General features: G+C 64.6%; 15 protein-coding genes. 8 read left to right on the top strand and 7 right to left on the bottom strand.

Annotated elements, in window-relative coordinates:
• Position 1 precedes the first annotated feature (1 nt).
• The 5 genes from pdxR (at position 2) to GTP55_RS02005 (ending at position 5,376) form a co-directional block, all read left to right on the top strand.
• Positions 2–1,456: a MocR-like pyridoxine biosynthesis transcription factor PdxR gene (gene pdxR, locus GTP55_RS02025; RefSeq protein ID WP_161043304.1), complete on the top strand. Its 1,455-nt coding sequence runs from the start codon at positions 2–4 to the stop codon at positions 1,454–1,456.
• An 82-nt stretch (positions 1,457–1,538) separates the two neighbouring features.
• Positions 1,539–1,985 carry a carboxymuconolactone decarboxylase family protein gene (locus GTP55_RS02020; RefSeq protein WP_161043303.1) on the top strand — a complete coding sequence of 149 codons (447 nt, stop codon included), beginning with the start codon at positions 1,539–1,541 and terminating at the stop codon, positions 1,983–1,985.
• Between the two features lie 116 nt (positions 1,986–2,101).
• On the top strand, positions 2,102–3,817 hold the full coding sequence (locus GTP55_RS02015) for a cation:proton antiporter domain-containing protein (protein ID WP_161043302.1): 1,716 nt from the start codon (positions 2,102–2,104) through the stop codon (positions 3,815–3,817).
• Positions 3,817–4,587, top strand: coding sequence for a substrate-binding periplasmic protein (locus GTP55_RS02010; protein WP_161043301.1), 771 nt, complete (start codon positions 3,817–3,819; stop codon positions 4,585–4,587). The genes GTP55_RS02015 and GTP55_RS02010 overlap by 1 nt, the downstream gene beginning before the upstream one ends.
• 3 nt (positions 4,588–4,590) lie before the next feature.
• The gene (locus GTP55_RS02005; protein ID WP_161043300.1) at positions 4,591–5,376 is read left to right on the top strand and encodes a substrate-binding periplasmic protein; all 786 of its coding nucleotides are present in this window, start codon (positions 4,591–4,593) and stop codon (positions 5,374–5,376) included.
• A gap of 10 nt (positions 5,377–5,386) precedes the next feature.
• Here GTP55_RS02005 and GTP55_RS02000 read toward each other — a convergent pair whose 3' ends face one another.
• Positions 5,387–7,432, bottom strand: coding sequence for an NADPH-dependent 2,4-dienoyl-CoA reductase (locus tag GTP55_RS02000; protein ID WP_161043299.1), 2,046 nt, complete (start codon positions 7,430–7,432; stop codon positions 5,387–5,389).
• A 98-nt stretch (positions 7,433–7,530) separates the two neighbouring features.
• Between GTP55_RS02000 and GTP55_RS01995 the strand changes: the two genes are divergently transcribed.
• Positions 7,531–8,127, top strand: a complete 597-nt coding sequence (locus GTP55_RS01995; RefSeq protein WP_229257696.1) for an SRPBCC family protein — start codon at positions 7,531–7,533, stop codon at positions 8,125–8,127.
• 83 nt (positions 8,128–8,210) lie between these two features.
• On the opposite strand, the gene GTP55_RS01990 is transcribed toward GTP55_RS01995, so the two are convergent.
• The 6 genes from GTP55_RS01990 to GTP55_RS01965 form a co-directional block, all read right to left on the bottom strand.
• Positions 8,211–8,663: a hypothetical protein gene (locus tag GTP55_RS01990; RefSeq protein ID WP_161043298.1), complete on the bottom strand. Its 453-nt coding sequence runs from the start codon at positions 8,661–8,663 to the stop codon at positions 8,211–8,213.
• Positions 8,664–8,683: 20 nt separating this feature from the next.
• Positions 8,684–9,124 carry a DUF2721 domain-containing protein gene (locus GTP55_RS01985; RefSeq protein ID WP_110846669.1) on the bottom strand — a complete coding sequence of 147 codons (441 nt, stop codon included), beginning with the start codon at positions 9,122–9,124 and terminating at the stop codon, positions 8,684–8,686.
• Between the two features lie 70 nt (positions 9,125–9,194).
• Positions 9,195–10,151 carry a prolyl aminopeptidase gene (gene pip, locus GTP55_RS01980; RefSeq protein ID WP_161043297.1) on the bottom strand — a complete coding sequence of 319 codons (957 nt, stop codon included), beginning with the start codon at positions 10,149–10,151 and terminating at the stop codon, positions 9,195–9,197.
• A 105-nt stretch (positions 10,152–10,256) separates the two neighbouring features.
• Positions 10,257–10,997 (bottom strand): acetoacetyl-CoA reductase, encoded by a 741-nt coding sequence (phbB, locus tag GTP55_RS01975; RefSeq protein WP_110846153.1) that lies wholly within the window; start codon positions 10,995–10,997, stop codon positions 10,257–10,259.
• Between the two features lie 70 nt (positions 10,998–11,067).
• Positions 11,068–12,246, bottom strand: a complete 1,179-nt coding sequence (locus tag GTP55_RS01970; RefSeq protein ID WP_161043296.1) for an acetyl-CoA C-acetyltransferase — start codon at positions 12,244–12,246, stop codon at positions 11,068–11,070.
• Between the two features lie 224 nt (positions 12,247–12,470).
• Entirely contained in the window at positions 12,471–13,379 is a 909-nt protein-coding gene (locus tag GTP55_RS01965) for a LysR family transcriptional regulator (protein ID WP_161043295.1), read from the bottom strand.
• Positions 13,380–13,485: 106 nt separating this feature from the next.
• Between GTP55_RS01965 and metE the strand changes: the two genes are divergently transcribed.
• Together metE and minC are read left to right on the top strand one after the other, a co-directional pair.
• Complete coding sequence (metE, locus tag GTP55_RS01960) at positions 13,486–15,828, top strand: 5-methyltetrahydropteroyltriglutamate--homocysteine S-methyltransferase (RefSeq protein ID WP_161043294.1); 2,343 nt, start codon at positions 13,486–13,488, stop codon at positions 15,826–15,828.
• 122 nt (positions 15,829–15,950) lie between these two features.
• The gene (gene minC, locus GTP55_RS01955) at positions 15,951–16,727 is read left to right on the top strand and encodes a septum site-determining protein MinC (RefSeq protein WP_161043293.1); all 777 of its coding nucleotides are present in this window, start codon (positions 15,951–15,953) and stop codon (positions 16,725–16,727) included.
• Positions 16,728–16,741 lie beyond the last annotated feature (14 nt).

The raw sequence follows: 16,741 nt of genomic DNA, 5'->3' as shown, positions 1-16,741 counted from the left end.
CATGGATTTTCTTCGGCTGGACAGCAGCGCGGCTGAGCCGCTTTATCGGCAGATTTATACGCGTTTTCGCAGTGCGATTGCGGACGGCTTGTTGCAGCCGGGGGATCGTATTCCGGCTGCGCGGGCGTTGGCGGTGGAGTTGGGGCTGGCGCGCGGTACGGTGGAATCGGCCTACGCGCTGCTGACGGCGGAAGGCTATGTGGAGGCGCGCGGACAGGCTGGCACGGTGGTGACGCCGGCACTGGCGCGGCGCCCCAACGGGAGCGGAAGCCTGCCGTCATCCGGGCCGGCATCGGCGTCGGCGGTCCGCACCGCGTCCGCACCCGCACCCGCGCACAGCCAGCTGGGCGACGCCGCCTCCTCCACCAAACCCTTCCAGATGGGCATACCGGCGCTGGACGCTTTCCCGCGCAAGGTGTGGGCACGGCTGGCCGCGCGCGCGGCACGCGCCATGCAGCCGCAGGACATGATCTACCCCGCCTGGGCCGGCCTGCCGGAACTGCGCATCGCCATCGCCACCTATCTGCAACTTGCGCGCGGCATTCACTGCACGCCGTCGCAGGTGTTCATCACCAGCGGCTACCGCAACAGCATGGAGCTCATCACGCGCACCCTGCTCAAACCCGGCGACAGCGTGTGGGTCGAAGATCCCGGCTATCCCCCCACCAGCGACCTGCTGCGCGAAACCGGCATGCAGCCGGTACCGGTGCAGGTGGATGCCGACGGCCTGATGGTGGCGCACGGCATCGCCACCGCGCCGCGCGCGCAGGCCGCCGTCGTCACGCCCGCGCATCAAAGCCCGCTGTGCGTCTCGCTGTCGCTGCCGCGCCGCCTGGCGTTGCTGGACTGGGCCGCGCAATCCAACGCCTGGATCGTCGAAGATGACTACGACGGCGAATACCGCTACGTCAGCCGCCCGCTGCCGGCGCTGCAAAGCCTGGACCGCAATGGCCGCGTGCTGTACTCCGGCACCTTCAGCAAGGTGCTGTTCCCGGCGCTGCGGCTGGCCTACCTGGTGGTGCCGCCGGCGCAGGTGCCGCGTTTTGACCACATCAGCCGCACCCTCGCCATGGCCGGGCCGGCGCTGATGCAGCACATCGTCACCGACTTCATGAACGAAGGCCACTTCGCCCGCCACATCCAGCGCATGCGCCGGCTGTACGCCGAGCGCCGCCAGATCACCGCCGACGGCCTGTCGTCGGTGCTGGGCAAGCATATGCAGGTCGAGCCGCAACCGGGCGGCATGCATCTGGTGCTGCGCATGAAAGGCCGCCACACCGACCGCGCGCTGGCGCAACGCATGATCGAACATGGCATGTCGGCGCTGGCGCTGTCCGAGCGCGGCGTGCTGCCGCATACGGCGTCCGCCTCGGCGCTGCTGCTGGCCTTTACCAATATCGATACGCCGGAACGCGCGCGCGAACTGGGCAAGCGCATTTTGAAAATCATGGCCTAGTTCAAATGCCTATTTATGGCCCTTCCTGCATGGTCCATGAAAGCGCACAATGATTCCATCGTAACCCACCAAGGACATCATCATGAGCAAGCGTCTGGAAGTATTCAAATTTGCCCCCGCCGCCTACAAAGGCTTCGGCGCCGTCAAGGACTATGTGTCGTCGGCGCTGCCGGGCGAGCTGCTGGAACTGGTCAACCTGCGCGTCTCGCAGATCAACGGCTGCGCCTACTGCATCGACATGCACACCCGCGACCTGCTCAAGAACGGCGTCAAGATCGACAAGGTGGCGCTGGTGCCGGTGTGGGAAGAAGCGGCCGCGCTGTTCAGCGACAAGGAACGCGCCGCGCTGGCCTGGGCCGAAGTGGTCACCTGCGTCGAACAAAGCAAGGTGCCGGATGCCGACTACCAGGCCGCGCTGGCAGTGCTGAGCGAGCAGGAACTGGCCGACATCACCGTCGCCGTCGCGCTGATGAACGCCTTCAACCGCTTCGGCGTCAGCATGCGCATGCAACCGGCCGCACTGGCTTAACCAGCTGGCGGCATCGCCGCCCTAATTTTTAGACAACCATTCTGTTTGACAGGCTGGCGGACAGCGTATGTTAATCTCAGGGTTTCCCTTACCATTTTTGAAGGATCCCCCGACGCATGCCCCACAATATCAGTCTGATTACCACGATCGCCGCCGCCCTGGGAGCAGGTCTCCTGTTCGGTTATATTGCAACGCGCCTCAAGCTGCCGGCGCTGGTGGGTTATCTCGCTGCGGGCATTATCATCGGTCCGGCCACGCCGGGTTATGTGGCGGATGCCGCCCTGGCCGGCCAGCTGGCCGAAATCGGCGTGATGCTGATGATGTTCGGCGTCGGCCTGCACTTCTCGCTCGACGACCTGTGGGACGTGCGCAAGGTGGCGCTGCCGGGCGCCGTGCTGCAGATCGCCGTCGCCACTGCGCTTGGCATGGGACTGGCCCACTTCTGGGGCTGGACCATCGGCGGCGGCCTGGTATTCGGCCTGGCGCTGTCGGTTGCCAGCACCGTGGTGCTGCTGCGCGCACTGGAAGAACGCGGCATCCTCGATAGCTTCAACGGCCGCATCGCGGTCGGCTGGCTGGTGGTGGAAGACCTGGTGACCGTATTGGTGCTGGTGCTGCTGCCGGCGCTGGCCGGCTCGCTCGGCGGCGAAATGCCCGATGCCGGCCATGGCGCCGCCGACGGCAATCTGTGGACCACGCTGGCCATCACCCTCGGCCAGGTCGCCGCCTTCATCGTGCTGATGCTGGTGGTGGGGCGCAAGCTGTTCCCGTGGATTTTGTGGCAAGTGGCGCGCACCGGCTCGCGCGAGCTGTTCACGCTGTGCGTGATCGCCGCCGCCGTCGGCATCGCCTACGCGTCGACCCACTACTTCGGCGTGTCGTTTGCGCTGGGCTCCTTCTTCGCCGGCATGGTGCTGCGCGAATCGGCGCTGGCGCACCGCGCCGCCGAGGAATCGCTGCCGCTGCGCGACGCCTTCGCGGTGCTGTTCTTCGTCTCGGTCGGCATGCTGTTCGAGCCGTCGATCCTGACCGAACAGCCGCTCAAGCTGCTGGCGGTGGTGGCCATCATCATCGTCGGTAAATCGGTGGCGGCCTTCCTGCTGGTGCTGCTGCTGCGCTACCCGGCCAAGACCGCGCTGATGGTGTCGGCCAGCCTGGCGCAGATCGGCGAATTCTCCTTCATCCTGGCCGCGCTGGGCGTGTCGCTGAAACTGATGCCGGTGGAAGGCCAGAGCCTGATCCTGGCCGGCGCCATCATCTCCATCGCCCTGAATCCGGTGGTGTTCCGCATCACCCAGCCGCTGGAACGCTGGTTGAGCAAGGACCACGGCCTGGCCGCCAAATTCGACCGCACCGCCGATCCGCTGGCCGAGCTGCCGATGAACGTGCCGCACGAGCACCTGCGCAACCAGGTGGTGCTGGTGGGTTATGGCCGCGTAGGCCGCCGCATCGCCGCCGCGCTCAAGGAGCGCGGCATTCCCTACGTGGTGGCGGAGCAGAACCGCGAAGTGGTCGACCAGCTGCGCAAGGAAGGCACGCCGGCGGTGGCCGGCAATGCCGGCGAACCGGCGGTGCTGATCCAGGCCCATATCGCCCACGCGGCGATGCTGGTGATCGCCACCCCGGACACCTTCCATGTGCGCGCCATGATCGAAACGGCGCGTGCGCTCAACCCCGCCATCAAGACCGTGGTGCGCACCCACAACGACGCCGAGGCCGACCTGCTGCGCAGCGAACGCGCCGGCGAGATCTTCATGGGCGAGCAGGAACTGGCCAAGGGCATGACCGCCTACGTGATCGACACGCTCAAGAAAACCGACCACGCGCACTGATGAAGAAACCTGTTCCTGCCTTTTTCGCACTTGTCGTGCTGCTGCAAGGCGCCCCTGCGCAGGCCACCGACCAGCAGGCTGAAATCCCCGTGCTGATCGCCGAGTCGATCGACCCGCAGGGCCATCCGCTGCCGACGCCTCCCATCATCGAGGCGGTCATCGGCCAGCTTGCGGCCGAATCGAAACTCAGGCTGGTGGTGCGCGCCTATCCCTGGCGACGCGCGCAAATGATGGCGGAGCGTGGCCAGGGCCTGCTGTACGGCGCCGCCATCACGCCGGAGCGGCGCCGCGTGCTTGCCTTCACCCGGCCGCTGTACGACGCCAACCAATGGCTGGTGTCGTCCGCGTCGGCGCCGCTGGCGTTTCACCGCTGGGAAGACTTGCGCGGCAAGGTGATCTCGATCGGCGAGGGCGGCAAATACGGCCCCGAGTTCGAGCAGCGCAAGCGCAAGCTGTTCAAGATCGAAGACAACGCCGGCTCGATGGCGAGCCGCCTGAAAATGCTCAGCGCCGGGCATGTCGATGCGGTGCTGGTCGACAGTTTCCGCAATCCGGCGCAGCTGGGCGCCAGCCTGAATTGCCGCTTCCCCGACGACCACTGGGTGGTGGCCGACAAGTCGGTGGGGTTTGAACCCCTGCTGATCGCGGTGCCGAAAAGCGCGCCGCTGGGCAAGCTGCTGCCGGCGCTGAACCAGGCCATCGTCCGGCTGCAGAAGTCAGGCCATATACAAAAGGCGGTCGATCGCGTCGCCAACATTTCAGGTTGTTAAACCATGTCCAAGTTCATGTCCTCCTGGGCCGGCGTGGCCGCCGCGCTCACCATCATATGCGCCGCATCGCCCGCCATGGCGACCGACGCGCGGCAGGAAATTCCGGTGTTCCTGCCCGAGCAGATCGAACCGAATGGCCAGCCCTCCACCGGCATGGTGACCATGACCGGCATCATCAACCTGCTGGCGGCCGAGTCGGGGCTGAAGCTGGTGGTGCAGGCCTACCCATGGCGCCGCGCGCAGATGAAGGCGAAGAACGGCGAAGGCCTGCTGTTCGGCGCCGCCGAAACGCCGGAACGCGCACGCCTCTTCAACTTCACCAAACCGCTGTATGAGGTCAACCAGTGGCTGGTGACGACGGCGCAGCGGCCGATCGATTTCCGCAGCTGGGAAGACTTGCGCGGCAAGGTCGTCTCGATTCCGAGCGGCGGCCAGCTCGGGCCCGAATTCGAGGCGCAGCGCGGCAAAACGTTTACTGTCGAAGAAAACGCTGTCACGATCGCCAGCCGCTTCAAGATGCTCGACACCGGCCGCGTCGACGCGATAGTCATCGACAGCAACCGCGCCGCCCCGCAGCTGGAAGTGCGCTTGAATTGCCTGTTCCCCGGCGCCAGCAAATGGGCGGTGATGGCCAGGCCGGTCAACGCCGAACCGGTGGTGATCGCGGTGCCGAAAGCCTCGTCCTTCAACAGCTATATACCGGCGCTGAACGAGGCCATCGATCGCATGAGCAAAGCGCACGCGGTGCTGAAGTACCTCGACAAGCGCAGCGCCGAAAGCAGCTGCTGACTGTCGCCTGCTAGAGCGCGGCCGCCAGCTCGGCGCCTTCCTTGATGGCGCGCTTGGCGTCCAGTTCCGCCGCCAGCGCGGCGCCGCCGATTTTGTGGAAGCGCGGCCAGGACGCGTTAGCCTTGGCCTCTTCCGCGCTCGGCATCAGCTCCACCAGGCTGTCCTGCCCCGCGCAGATCACCACGTTGTCGACCGACAGCAGGCGCTGTTCGCCGCCCACCGTGATGTGCAGCCCCTGGTCGTCGATGCGGTCATACTGCACGCCGGCCAGCATCACTACGCCATTGCGCGCCAACACCGCGCGGTGCACCCAGCCCGACGTTTTGCCCAGGCCTGCGCCCAGGCGCGAGGTCTTGCGCTGCAACAGATACAGCTGGCGCACCGGCTCCGGCTGCGCCGCCGGCACCAGGCCGCCCGGCGTATCGCCCTTCATGCTGACGCCCCACTCCCTGGCCCAGACATCCAGCGCCAGCGGCAGCGGATGTTTAGGATCGTGCAGCAGGTATTCGCCCATATCGAAACCGATGCCGCCGGCGCCGATGATGGCCACGCGCTTGCCCACCGGCGCCTTGTCGCGCAACACGTCCAGGTAGGACAGCACCTTCGGATGGTCGATGCCGTCGATCGGCGGCTTGCGCACCTTGATGCCGGTGGCGACGATCACGTCGTCATAGCCGCCGGCCAGCAGCTGCGCGCGCGTCACCCGCGTGTTCAGTTGCAGCTTGACGCCGGTGACTTCGATCCTGCGCCCGAAGTAGCGGATGGTCTCGGCGAATTCCTCCTTACCCGGCACCTGCATGGCGATCTTGAACTGGCCGCCGATGCTGTCGGCGCCATCGAACAAGGTGACATGGTGTCCGCATTCCGCCGCCACCGTGGCGGCCGACATGCCGGCCGGCCCGGCGCCCACCACCGCCACCCGGCGCTTCTTCACGGCCGGCGCGTACACCAGTTCCGTCTCGTGGCACGCGCGCGGATTGACCAGACAACTGGCGCGCTGACGCGAGAAGGTGTGGTCCAGGCAGGCCTGGTTGCAGCCGATGCAGGTGTTGATTTCATCGGCGCGGCCCTCGGCGGCTTTCACCACGAAATGCGCATCGGCCAGGAACGGCCGCGCCATCGAAATCATGTCCGCCTCGCCGCGCTGCAGAATGCCTTCCGCCTCGGCCGGCATGTTGATGCGGTTGGAGGCCACCACCGGGATCGTCACCTCCAGCCGCAGGCGGCCCGCCAGGCTGGCGAAGGCGCCGCGCGGCACCGAGGTGACGATGGTCGGCACGCGCGCCTCATGCCAGCCGTAGCCGGTATTCAGGATCGACACGCCGGCCTGCTGCAAGGCCCTGGCCACGGCCACTACATCGTCCCAGGTGTTGCCGCCTTCGACCAGGTCCAGCAGCGAGTGGCGGTACATGATGATGAAGTCATTGCCGACTTCCGCCCGGATGCGCTTGACGATCTCCACCGACAGCCGCATGCGGTTCTCGATGCTGCCGCCCCACCGGTCGGTGCGCAGGTTGGTGCGCGCGCACAGGAACTGGTTGAGCAGATAGCCTTCGCTGCCCATCACCTCCACGCCGTCGTAGCCGGCGTCCCGCGCCAGTCTGGCGCAGCGGGCGTAGTCGCGGATGGTGTCCTCGATGCCGGCTTCGGTCAGCGCGCGCGGCTTGAACGGCGAGATCGGCGATTTCTTGTCGGAGGCCGACACCACCAGCGGCTGATAGCCATAGCGGCCGGCATGCAAAATCTGCATCAGGATCTTGCCGCCCTCCTCGTGCACCGCCCTGGTCACGCGCCGGTGGTTGAGCACATCGCCCTTGAAGTTGAGCGTACCTCCAAAGGGGAGCAGCCAGCCGGACCGGTTGGGAGAGATGCCGCCGGTGACGATCAAACCCACGCCGCCGCGCGCGCGTTCACGATAGAATGCCGCCAGTTTGCCGTAGTGATAGAAGCGGTCTTCGAGGCCGGTGTGCATCGATCCCATCATGACGCGGTTGCGCAGCGTCGTATGGCCAAGATCGAGGGGCGCCAGCAGGTGGGGGTATGGTGTCGTTTTCATAATGCCCGCATTAAATCCGAATTCTCTAGACCTGGGCTACTAAAAAGTCCGTGCGTGCTGCGCTTGTATTCTGCCACCCTTTACCGTACGCTGGCCAAATGATGCGATTCCTTGTGTTTTTGTTGTTGGGTGTGACCGCCCCGGTGATGGCGCAAGCACCAAAGCTTGAATTGCCAAAACTGGAAGTATCGGTCAACCGCGTCGACCATGACGGCCAACATATGTATGAAGTGGACGCCACCGGCACGGTGGCCGCGCCACTGCCCAAGGTATGGCGCATCCTCACCGGCTACGACCGCATGGCCGAATTCGTGCCGGAGATGGAATCGTCCAAGGTGTTGTCGCGCAATGGCGGTGAGGTGATCATCGAACAATTCGGCGTGGCGCGCTTCCTGTTCATGAGCCGCACCATCCACCTGATCGTGCGCGCGGTCGAACAACCGATGTCGTCGATCGACATCTCGCTGATCTCCGGCGACATGAAGCACTACGAAGCGCGCTGGGAGCTGGTGCCGGTGCCGGAAACCGGCGGCACCAAAATCATCTACCACGGCAAGCTGCTGCCAAACTTTTACGTCCCCAGCCTGCTCGGCTCCAAAATGGTCCGCAACGACATCGAACGCATGATGAACGCCGTGCTGGCGCGCCTGGACCGCCGCGACGCGCCGCGGGTGGAGGCCATCCCGCAGCAGTAAATCGTCATTCCCGCGCAGGCGGGAACCCATGCCGAGCCTGCCGCGATGCACAGCATGGATTCCCGCGTGCGCGGGAACGACACTCAGGCCAAATACGTATCCTGCGAACGCAGCTCGGCGAAGTTTTCCAGGCTGCCGATCTTGATCAGCACCGGATTCAGGCTCAGTTTGGCCTGCATGGCGCGCCAGGCGAACTGCCATTCCTGCTCCTGTGCCTCGGCGGCGGTCTTGGTGAAGGCCGCGCCCAGCGCCGCGCGCGTGCCGTATTCGACGGCGCCGTCAATCCCGGCCCAGCTCGGCAAGGCGCGTTGCACCGCGCGGTGCAGGCGCTCGCCGAATTCCTCGGTGTTGTGGATGATCAGGCAGGCATCGGACGAGAACAGTTCGAACAGCTTGCTGTCCCAGACCTGCGAAAAGCTCAGCGTCAGGCAGTTGGACGCGGGACGGAGGATGAACTGGCCCTGGGTCAGCGCCAGTTCCAGGTCTTCGCGCACGCCGTAGCGGTACAGGGTGGGCGGGCGTTGGTAGTCGTGCATGATGTTCTCACAAAAAAAGTTTAACGCTTGCGGCGGATATGGCGCTGGGATCGCATCCACGCCGACGCAATAAAGATTTCGCGCAGCAGCGAAACGAAGCTGCCGACCAGGCACACCACGGCCACCACGAAAGTGCCGGCGATGTACTTGTCGAGGCTGAGGTTGGTGATGTCGCCGAGGAACAGCATGGCGACGATCACGCAGACGAACAGCCCGCACGCGGTCGACAGGAAGATCGACATGTTGATCAGGTGCGAACGGCCGTACAGCACGTCCAGTTCATTCAGGTAGGGGTCGCTGTAGGCGACGTCGAGCCGGTCTTCCAGCACGCGCGAGCGGTCGATGATGCGCGCCAGCCGGTTGGTCAGCACGATCAGGTTGGTACACACGCCCGACAGCAGGAAAACCGGCGCAATCGCCAGCTGGATGATGTGACCGATATCCCCGGTCTGGATGTTCATGATGGCCATACAATTTATTCTTATTGATTAGTCTACAGTGTAGCAGCCCGCGTCTCCGGCGGGCTGATTTTCAGGCGAACGCGCGGTTGCGCTTGAACTGTTCGGTGGCGCTGACCAGCGCCTGGGCGATGCCTTGTTCCATGGCGGCGTGGCCGGCGTCCGGGATCATGTGCAATACCGAACCGGGCCAGGCCTGATGCAGCCGCCAGGCCGACACCGGCGGGCAGATCACGTCGTAGCGGCCCTGGACGATCGCCACCGGCAGGTGGGCGATGCGGCTGACGTTGCGCATCAGCTGGTCGTCGCTGAAGAAGCCGAGGTTGGCCATATAGTGCGATTCCAGGCGGCCGATGCCCAGGTCCAGCGCATCGGACGGCGCGTCGTCCGGCTGCGGCAGCAGGAACACGCGGCGGCCTTCGAAGCGGCTCCAGGCGCGCACCGCCGGCCAGTGCACGGCCGGGTCGTCGCTCATGATGCGCTGCACGTAGGCTTGCAGCAGGTTGCCGCGTTCGGCTTCCGGAATCGGCGCGATGAACTCGGCATGGATTTCAGGGTGGAACCATTGGGCGCCGTCGAGGAACCAGTCGATTTCCTTTTGCGTGCACAGGAAGATGCCGCGCAGCACGAAGCCGAGGCAGCGTTCCGGATGCGCCTCGCCGTAGGCCAGCGCCAGCGTCGAGCCCCACGAGCCGCCGAACACCAGCCATTGCTCGATGCCGGCCATCACGCGCAGGCGTTCGATGTCCTCGATCAGCAGCTGGGTGGTGTTGTTGCGGCACTCGCCCACCGGCGTCGACTTGCCGGCGCCGCGCTGGTCGAACAGGATCACGCGGTATTGCTCGGGATCGAAGAAGCGGCGGTGCGCCGGCGACAGCCCGGCGCCCGGGCCGCCATGCAGGAAGATCACCGGGATGCCGTCCGGATTGCCGACTTCTTCCCAGTAAATGGTGTGCAGGTCGTCCACCGCCAGCATGCCGTGGCGGGACGGCGTAATCGGCGGGAACAGGGTGGAGGCAGGGTCGAACATGAGGCGGTCCTTTGGCTGTGATAGCCAGATTGTACCGCCAACCCACAATACGGCGAAAAGGGTCTGACCCCGTACGGGGTCAGACCCTTGTGTCCGCTTTGCGGGTCAGGACATATGCTGGCCGCCGTTGATGGCGATATTAGCGCCGGTCACGAACGCCGCTTCATCCGACGACAGGTAGGCCACCAGGCCGGCCACCTCGTCCGGCTTGCCCAGACGGCCCATTGGAATCTGCGGGATGATTTTGCTATCCAGCACATCCTGCGGAATCTCCATCACCATCTTGGTGCCGATGTAGCCCGGCGAGATGGTGTTGACGGTCACCCCCTTCTTGGCCACTTCCAGCGCCAGCGCCTTGGTGAAGCCATGCATGCCAGCCTTGGCCGCCGAATAGTTGGTCTGGCCGAACGCGCCCTTCTGGCCGTTGACCGACGAAATATTGATGATACGGCCCCAGCCACGCTCGATCATGCCGTCGCACACCGGCTTGGTCATATTGAACACGGAATCGAGGTTGGTCTTCATGACCGCGTCCCAATTGACCTTGTCCATCTTCTTGAAGGTCATATCGCGCGTGATGCCGGCGTTGTTGATCAGGATATCGACCGGGCCGATGTCTTTTTCGATTGCCGCGATGCAGGCCTGGGCCGAGTCGAAATCCGACACGTCGCACGGATAGGCGCGGAAGTTATAGCCCTGGTCGCGGGTCGTGGCCAGCCATTGTTCAACTTTCGGATTGCCCGGGGAATACGTGGTGACCACGCAATAGCCCAGGGCCGACAGCTTATAACTGATTGCTTCGCCCAGACCACCCATGCCACCGGTTACCAATGCTACTCTTGCCATAATTGTCCCCTCGTTTGATGCCAACATTCGAAGTTGGCCCGGCCTGGGGCCGGGCCGCTGTTTTTATAAATTAAGCGCGTTCAATCGCCAGCGCCACGCCCATGCCGCCGCCGATGCACAGCGAGGCCAGGCCTTTTTTGGCGTCACGACGAATCATTTCATGGATCAGCGTGACCAGGATGCGGGCGCCGGACGCGCCGATCGGGTGGCCAATGGCGATCGCGCCGCCATTGACGTTGATCTTGCTGGTATCCCAGCCCATTTCCTTGTTGACTGCGACTGCCTGGGCGGCGAAGGCTTCGTTGATTTCCAGCAGGTCCAGATCATCCGGCGTCCAGCCGGCTTTTTTCAGGCACAGCTTGGTCGCGGTGACCGGGCCCATGCCCATGAAGGCCGGGTCCAGGCCGGACGACGCGTAGGCCTTGATCTTGGCCAGCACCGGCAGGCCCAGTTCCTTGGCCTTGCTGGCGGTGGTCATGATGACGGCGGCGGCGCCGTCGTTCAGGCCGGACGCATTGCCGGCGGTGACGGTGCCGTCCTTGGCGAAGGCCGGACGCAGGCCGGCCAGGCCTTCCAGCGTCGAACCCGGCTTGATGTATTCATCGCTGTCGAAGACGAAGCTGCCTTTCTTCTGGACGATTTCCAGTGGCAGGATCTCATCCTTGAACTTGCCTTCTTTCTGCGCGGCTTCCGCCTTCAGCTGCGATTGCAGCGCGAATTCGTCCTGCTCGGCGCGCGAAATCTCGTATTTCTTGGCGACGTTTTCGGCAGTGGTGCCCATGTGGTACTGGTTGAACGCATCCCACAGGCCGTCGACGATCATGCTGTCGATCGCCTTGAAGTCGCCCATGCGGAAACCGTCGCGCGAGCCGGGAATCACGTGCGGCGAGGCGCTCATGTTTTCCTGGCCGCCGGCGATGATGATCTGCGAGTCGCCCGCCTTCAGCGCTTGCGCCGCCAAGTGGGTGGCCTTCAGGCCGGAGCCGCAGACATGGTTGATGGTGAAGCCGGGAATGGTGTTCGGCAGGCCGGCCTTGATGACAGCCTGGCGCGCCGGATTCTGGCCGACGCCGGCGGTGAGCACCTGGCCGAGGATGGCTTCGCTGATCAGGTTGGGATCGATACCGCTCTTGGCCAGCAGGCCCTTGATCACATGCGCGCCCAGGTCGGCGGCCGGGGTCTTGGCCAGGCTGCCGCCAAATTTACCCACGCCGGTACGGCCAGCGGCAACGATAACTACATCATCCATTTGATTCTCCAATGCGCCAGCCGGAGCCGGCTAAGTTGAGCAACAACGCGAACTTTTATCATACGCTCTCCACCTGCTAGCCGTGGCAGGTTTCAATGCTGCGCTGCCGCGAGAAAAATCGCCAGAGTTGCAAGTCGGGCACTAATCGTATGCGCGGGTTTCCGCGCATACTTTGATGCGCGTCAAACCCCCGGTATATATTTTGCAGAAACAATAACTATTTGTCACGATAATAATTTGATACCGTCCAATGAGGCCGCGCATTGCTCGCGTATCACATTGACGAAATCGAGCACATAGGCCTTGTGCTGTTGCGCTTCGGGCACGGAGACGAACAGGTCGCTCCACAGGCCCTGCTCACCGACCGGGCGGGCAATGACATAGTCGTAGTCGACATAGTTTTTGATGGCCCAATTGGGCAGCGCAGCAATGCCACGGCGGCTTGCCACCAATTGCAGCACGGCCACCGTCAACTCGGCCGTGCGGCGCTGGAACTGGACGTGGGCCGGGTTCAGTACTTCGCGGATCAGGTCGATACGCTCTTCCGGCACCGGGTAGGTGATCAGGGTTTCGCCCTCAAAATCGGCGGCACTCAGGCGGCGCTGCTGCGCCAGCCGGTGCTTCTGCGCCATCACCACCAGGATTTCAAAACGGAACAGCGGGAAGGTGCTGAATTCGGGGCCATAGGCCGAACCGATGACCAAATCGGCTTCGCCGCTGCGCAGCAAATCGGCCGGTTCGCTATGAAAACCGGAGACCAGATCGATTTCCACCTCGGGCCAGCGCTTGCGGAACTCGTCCATCACCGGCATCAGCCAGTCGAAACAGGTGTGGCACTCCAACGCCACCCGCAACTGACCCGTATCTCCCTGCATCAGGCGCGCAACTTCGCGCTCTGCGGTCTCAATTTCCGGCAACAGCATGTCCGCCAGCTTGAGCAGGCGCGAGCCGGTGGCGGTGAAGCCGATCGGCACCGATTTGCGCTCAAACAGCGGCCCGCCGTAGCGATCTTCCAGCAATTTGATTTGATGTGACAACGCCGACTGGGTCAGGTTGAGCAACTGGGCAGCGCGCACCAGGCTGCCGGCCGAGCGCAAGGCGCTCAAGGTGCGTAGATGGCGTATCTCTAGCATGGTCTATTAATTTTTTTCATGTGAACGCACAAAATCTTTCGTTTTGATTATAGACCGGTTTGCCGCACACTTTATATCACCAATATTAAATGCGGATGACAGCACCATGACCAACACTAATAAAACGATATCTACCCACATTCCAGGCTTCCCGCGCATAGGCGCCGCCCGTGAATTGAAATTTGCACTGGAACGCAATTGGCGCGGCGAGCTGTCCGACGCTGAACTGGAAGATGTGGGCCGCGACCTGCGCGCGCGCCATTGGGCCTTGCAGCGCGACGCCGGGCTGGATCTCGTGACGGTCGGCGATTTCGCGTTTTACGACCAGGTGGCCAACCACATCCAGCTGCTCGGCTGCGAGCCGGGGCGCTACGGCTTCCAGCCCGACCAGCCGCAACTGGGCCGCTACTTCACCATGGCGCGCGGCCGCAGCGGCTCGGCGGATCACGACGCCGGCTGCGGCTGCGGCGCGCACGACGCCGACGCCCTGCCCGCCGCCGCCGCGCTGGAAATGACCAAGTGGTTCGACACCAACTACCACTACCTGGTCCCCGAATTCACGCCGGACACCGCCTTCGCGCTAGCCTGCGAACGCCTGTTCGACGAAGTCGCCGAAGCGCAGGCACTGGGCCACGCCGTCAAAGCCGCGCTGATCGGCCCGCTGACCTTCCTGTGGCTGGGCAAAACCAAGGCCGACGGCTTCGACCGCCTCTCGCTGCTGGATAAACTGCTGCCGGTCTACGGCCAGATCCTGGACCGCCTGAAAGCTCAGGGCGTGCAATGGGTCCAGATCGACGAACCCATCCTCGGCCTCGACCTGCCCGCGCCATGGCGCAGCGCCTTCGAAAACAGCTACTGGCAACTGAACCAGGTCGGCGTGCCGCTGCTGCTGGCCACCTACTTCTCGCCGCTGGAAGAAAACCTCAGCCTGGCGTGCCGCCTGCCGGTGGCCGGCCTGCACGTGGACGGCGTCCGCGCGCCGCAGGAACTGACCAGCATCGCCGACTGGCTGCCGGTGCACAAAGTGCTGTCGGTCGGCATCGTCGACGGCCGCAACATCTGGCGTACCGACCTCGACGCCGCGCTGACCGTGCTCCAGCCCATCGTCGACAAACGTGCCGGTAAACTGTGGCTATCGTCGTCCTGCTCGCTGCTGCACGTGCCGTTCACGCTGGCTGCCGAAACCGCGCTGGATGCGGAGACCCGCTCCTGGCTGGCCTTCGCCACCGAAAAGCTGGCGGAGCTGAAAACGCTGAAACAAGCACTGCACGCCGAAGCCGGTGCAGACGCCGCGCTGGCCACTTCCCGCGCCGCCATCGCCAGCCGCCGCGCCAGCCCGCGCGTGCACCAGCAAGCCGTGCGCGACCGCCTGGCACACCTGCCGGCCGGCGCCGACCAGCGCCGCGCCCGGTTCGCCGAGCGCCAGGCCGCGCAACGCGCCCGCTTCCGGCTGCCCAACTTTCCGACCACCACCATCGGCTCCTTCCCGCAAACGCCAGCCATCCGCGCCGCCCGCGCCAGCTTCAAACGCGACGACCTCAGCCTGACCGACTACGAAGCCGCGATGCGCGCCGAAATCGCCGACGCCGTGCAGCGCCAGGAAGCGCTCGGCCTCGACGTGCTGGTGCACGGCGAAGCCGAGCGCAACGACATGGTCGAATATTTCGGCGAACAGCTGGCCGGTTTCGCCTTCACGCAGCACGGCTGGGTGCAATCCTACGGCTCGCGCTGCGTCAAGCCGCCCATCATCTACGGCGACGTCAGCCGCCCGCACGCCATGACCGTCAACTGGACCGTGCATGCGCAAAGTCTGACCGGCAAGCCGATGAAAGGCATGCTGACCGGTCCCATCACCATCCTGCAATGGTCGTTCGTGCGCGACGACCAGCCGCGCGCCCGCACCGCGCTGCAGATTGCGCTGGCCATCCGCGATGAGGTGGCCGACCTGGAACAGGCCGGCATCGGCATCATCCAGATCGACGAACCGGCGGTGCGCGAAGGCCTGCCGCTGCGCCGCAGCCGCTGGACGGAATATCTGGACTGGGCCACGCACGCCTTCCGGGTGTCGGCCAGCGCGGTCGGCGACGCGACGCAGATCCACACCCATATGTGCTATGCCGAGTTCAACGACATCCTGCCGCAGATCGCCGCCATGGATGCCGACGTCATCACCATCGAGACCAGCCGCTCGGACATGGAACTGCTGAACGGCTTCGGCCAGTTCCGCTACCCGAACGAGATCGGCCCCGGCGTGTACGACATCCACTCGCCGCGCGTGCCGGACCGGCAGGAGATGGTGCGCCTGCTGCACAAGGCCAGCGCCGTGATCCCGCCGGCCAACCTGTGGGTCAACCCCGATTGCGGCCTGAAGACGCGCGGCTGGGTGGAAACCGAAAGCGCGCTGCGCAATATGGTGGCCGCCGCCCACCAGCTGCGCGCCATCTATTAAACCAATTAAACCCCGCATTTTTACAGGCCCGCACGCTTGCGGGCCTCCCCTTCCTGCTTTTTCCACAGTAGAATGCTGGTGCCTGCGCATGCGCGCGGGGATAACCCCTGATACTGTCGCCCATGTCCAAGAGCCTGTTTCAAAAGCCCATCGAAATCAAGATTTCCACCGTCGTCGCCGTCTCCGCCATCCTGGCCACCGCTGACCGCATCGCGCTCGACGCCGCGCTGGCCGAAATGACCGGCGGCACCACCGACTTTTTCGAAGACGACCTGACCGTGATCGACATCGCCGCCCTGCCGGCCGGCTGCGAGCCGATCGACTGGGCCGGCCTGATCACCCTGCTCAAAAAATACCGCCTGAACCCGGTCGCCGTGCGCAACGCGCCGCCGGAAATGGCCGCCGAAATCGCCGCCCACGGCCTCAGCCTGGAAACCGCCGGCGCCAAGCCGCGCGAGGAAGCCGCCGCCGCGCCGGCCCCAGCGCCAGCGGCAGCCCCGGTGGCGGTCGCCGCCGCCCAGGCCCAGCCGCCGGCACCGGCCAGCAACGGCACCGACGTCATGATCATCGACACCCCGGTGCGCGCCGGCCAGCGCATTTACGCGCGCGGCTGCGACCTGGTGGTCACCGCCGTGGTCAACAACGGCGCCGAAATCATCGCCGACGGCAGCATCCACGTTTACAACACGCTCAACGGCCGCGCGCTGGCCGGCGCCTCGGGCAATGCCCAGGCCCGCATTTTTGCATTGAACATGTCGCCGGAGCTGGTCTCCATCGCCGGCGTCTACAGCACGTTTGAAGACGGTTTCCCCCAGGAATATGCACGCTCGCCGACGCAAATTCGCCTGGTCGGTGACAGAATCGATATATCATCTGTCAATACGGCTAACCGCGCTTGACGCACCCCTCTCTG

The sequence above is a fragment of the Duganella margarita genome, assembly GCF_009857535.1.
Classification (GTDB): domain Bacteria; phylum Pseudomonadota; class Gammaproteobacteria; order Burkholderiales; family Burkholderiaceae_D; genus Rugamonas; species Rugamonas margarita.
The sequence above is the reverse complement of the archived record's forward strand: the minus strand, read 5'-3'. Positions and strand labels throughout refer to the sequence as shown.

Bases quoted from the DNA above. Each gene is read 5' to 3' on its own strand.
- pdxR (WP_161043304.1), top strand. From the start codon at position 2: ATGGATTTTCTTCGGCTGGACAGCAGCGCGGCTGAGCCGCTTTATCGG.
- GTP55_RS02020 (WP_161043303.1), top strand. From the start codon at position 1,539: ATGAGCAAGCGTCTGGAAGTATTCAAATTTGCCCCCGCCGCCTACAAA.
- GTP55_RS02015 (WP_161043302.1), top strand. From the start codon at position 2,102: ATGCCCCACAATATCAGTCTGATTACCACGATCGCCGCCGCCCTGGGA.
- GTP55_RS02010 (WP_161043301.1), top strand. From the start codon at position 3,817: ATGAAGAAACCTGTTCCTGCCTTTTTCGCACTTGTCGTGCTGCTGCAA.
- GTP55_RS02005 (WP_161043300.1), top strand. From the start codon at position 4,591: ATGTCCAAGTTCATGTCCTCCTGGGCCGGCGTGGCCGCCGCGCTCACC.
- GTP55_RS02000 (WP_161043299.1), bottom strand. From the start codon at position 7,432: ATGAAAACGACACCATACCCCCACCTGCTGGCGCCCCTCGATCTTGGC.
- GTP55_RS01995 (WP_229257696.1), top strand. From the start codon at position 7,531: ATGATGCGATTCCTTGTGTTTTTGTTGTTGGGTGTGACCGCCCCGGTG.
- GTP55_RS01990 (WP_161043298.1), bottom strand. From the start codon at position 8,663: ATGCACGACTACCAACGCCCGCCCACCCTGTACCGCTACGGCGTGCGC.
- GTP55_RS01985 (WP_110846669.1), bottom strand. From the start codon at position 9,124: ATGAACATCCAGACCGGGGATATCGGTCACATCATCCAGCTGGCGATT.
- pip (WP_161043297.1), bottom strand. From the start codon at position 10,151: ATGTTCGACCCTGCCTCCACCCTGTTCCCGCCGATTACGCCGTCCCGC.
- phbB (WP_110846153.1), bottom strand. From the start codon at position 10,997: ATGGCAAGAGTAGCATTGGTAACCGGTGGCATGGGTGGTCTGGGCGAA.
- GTP55_RS01970 (WP_161043296.1), bottom strand. From the start codon at position 12,246: ATGGATGATGTAGTTATCGTTGCCGCTGGCCGTACCGGCGTGGGTAAA.
- GTP55_RS01965 (WP_161043295.1), bottom strand. From the start codon at position 13,379: ATGCTAGAGATACGCCATCTACGCACCTTGAGCGCCTTGCGCTCGGCC.
- metE (WP_161043294.1), top strand. From the start codon at position 13,486: ATGACCAACACTAATAAAACGATATCTACCCACATTCCAGGCTTCCCG.
- minC (WP_161043293.1), top strand. From the start codon at position 15,951: ATGTCCAAGAGCCTGTTTCAAAAGCCCATCGAAATCAAGATTTCCACC.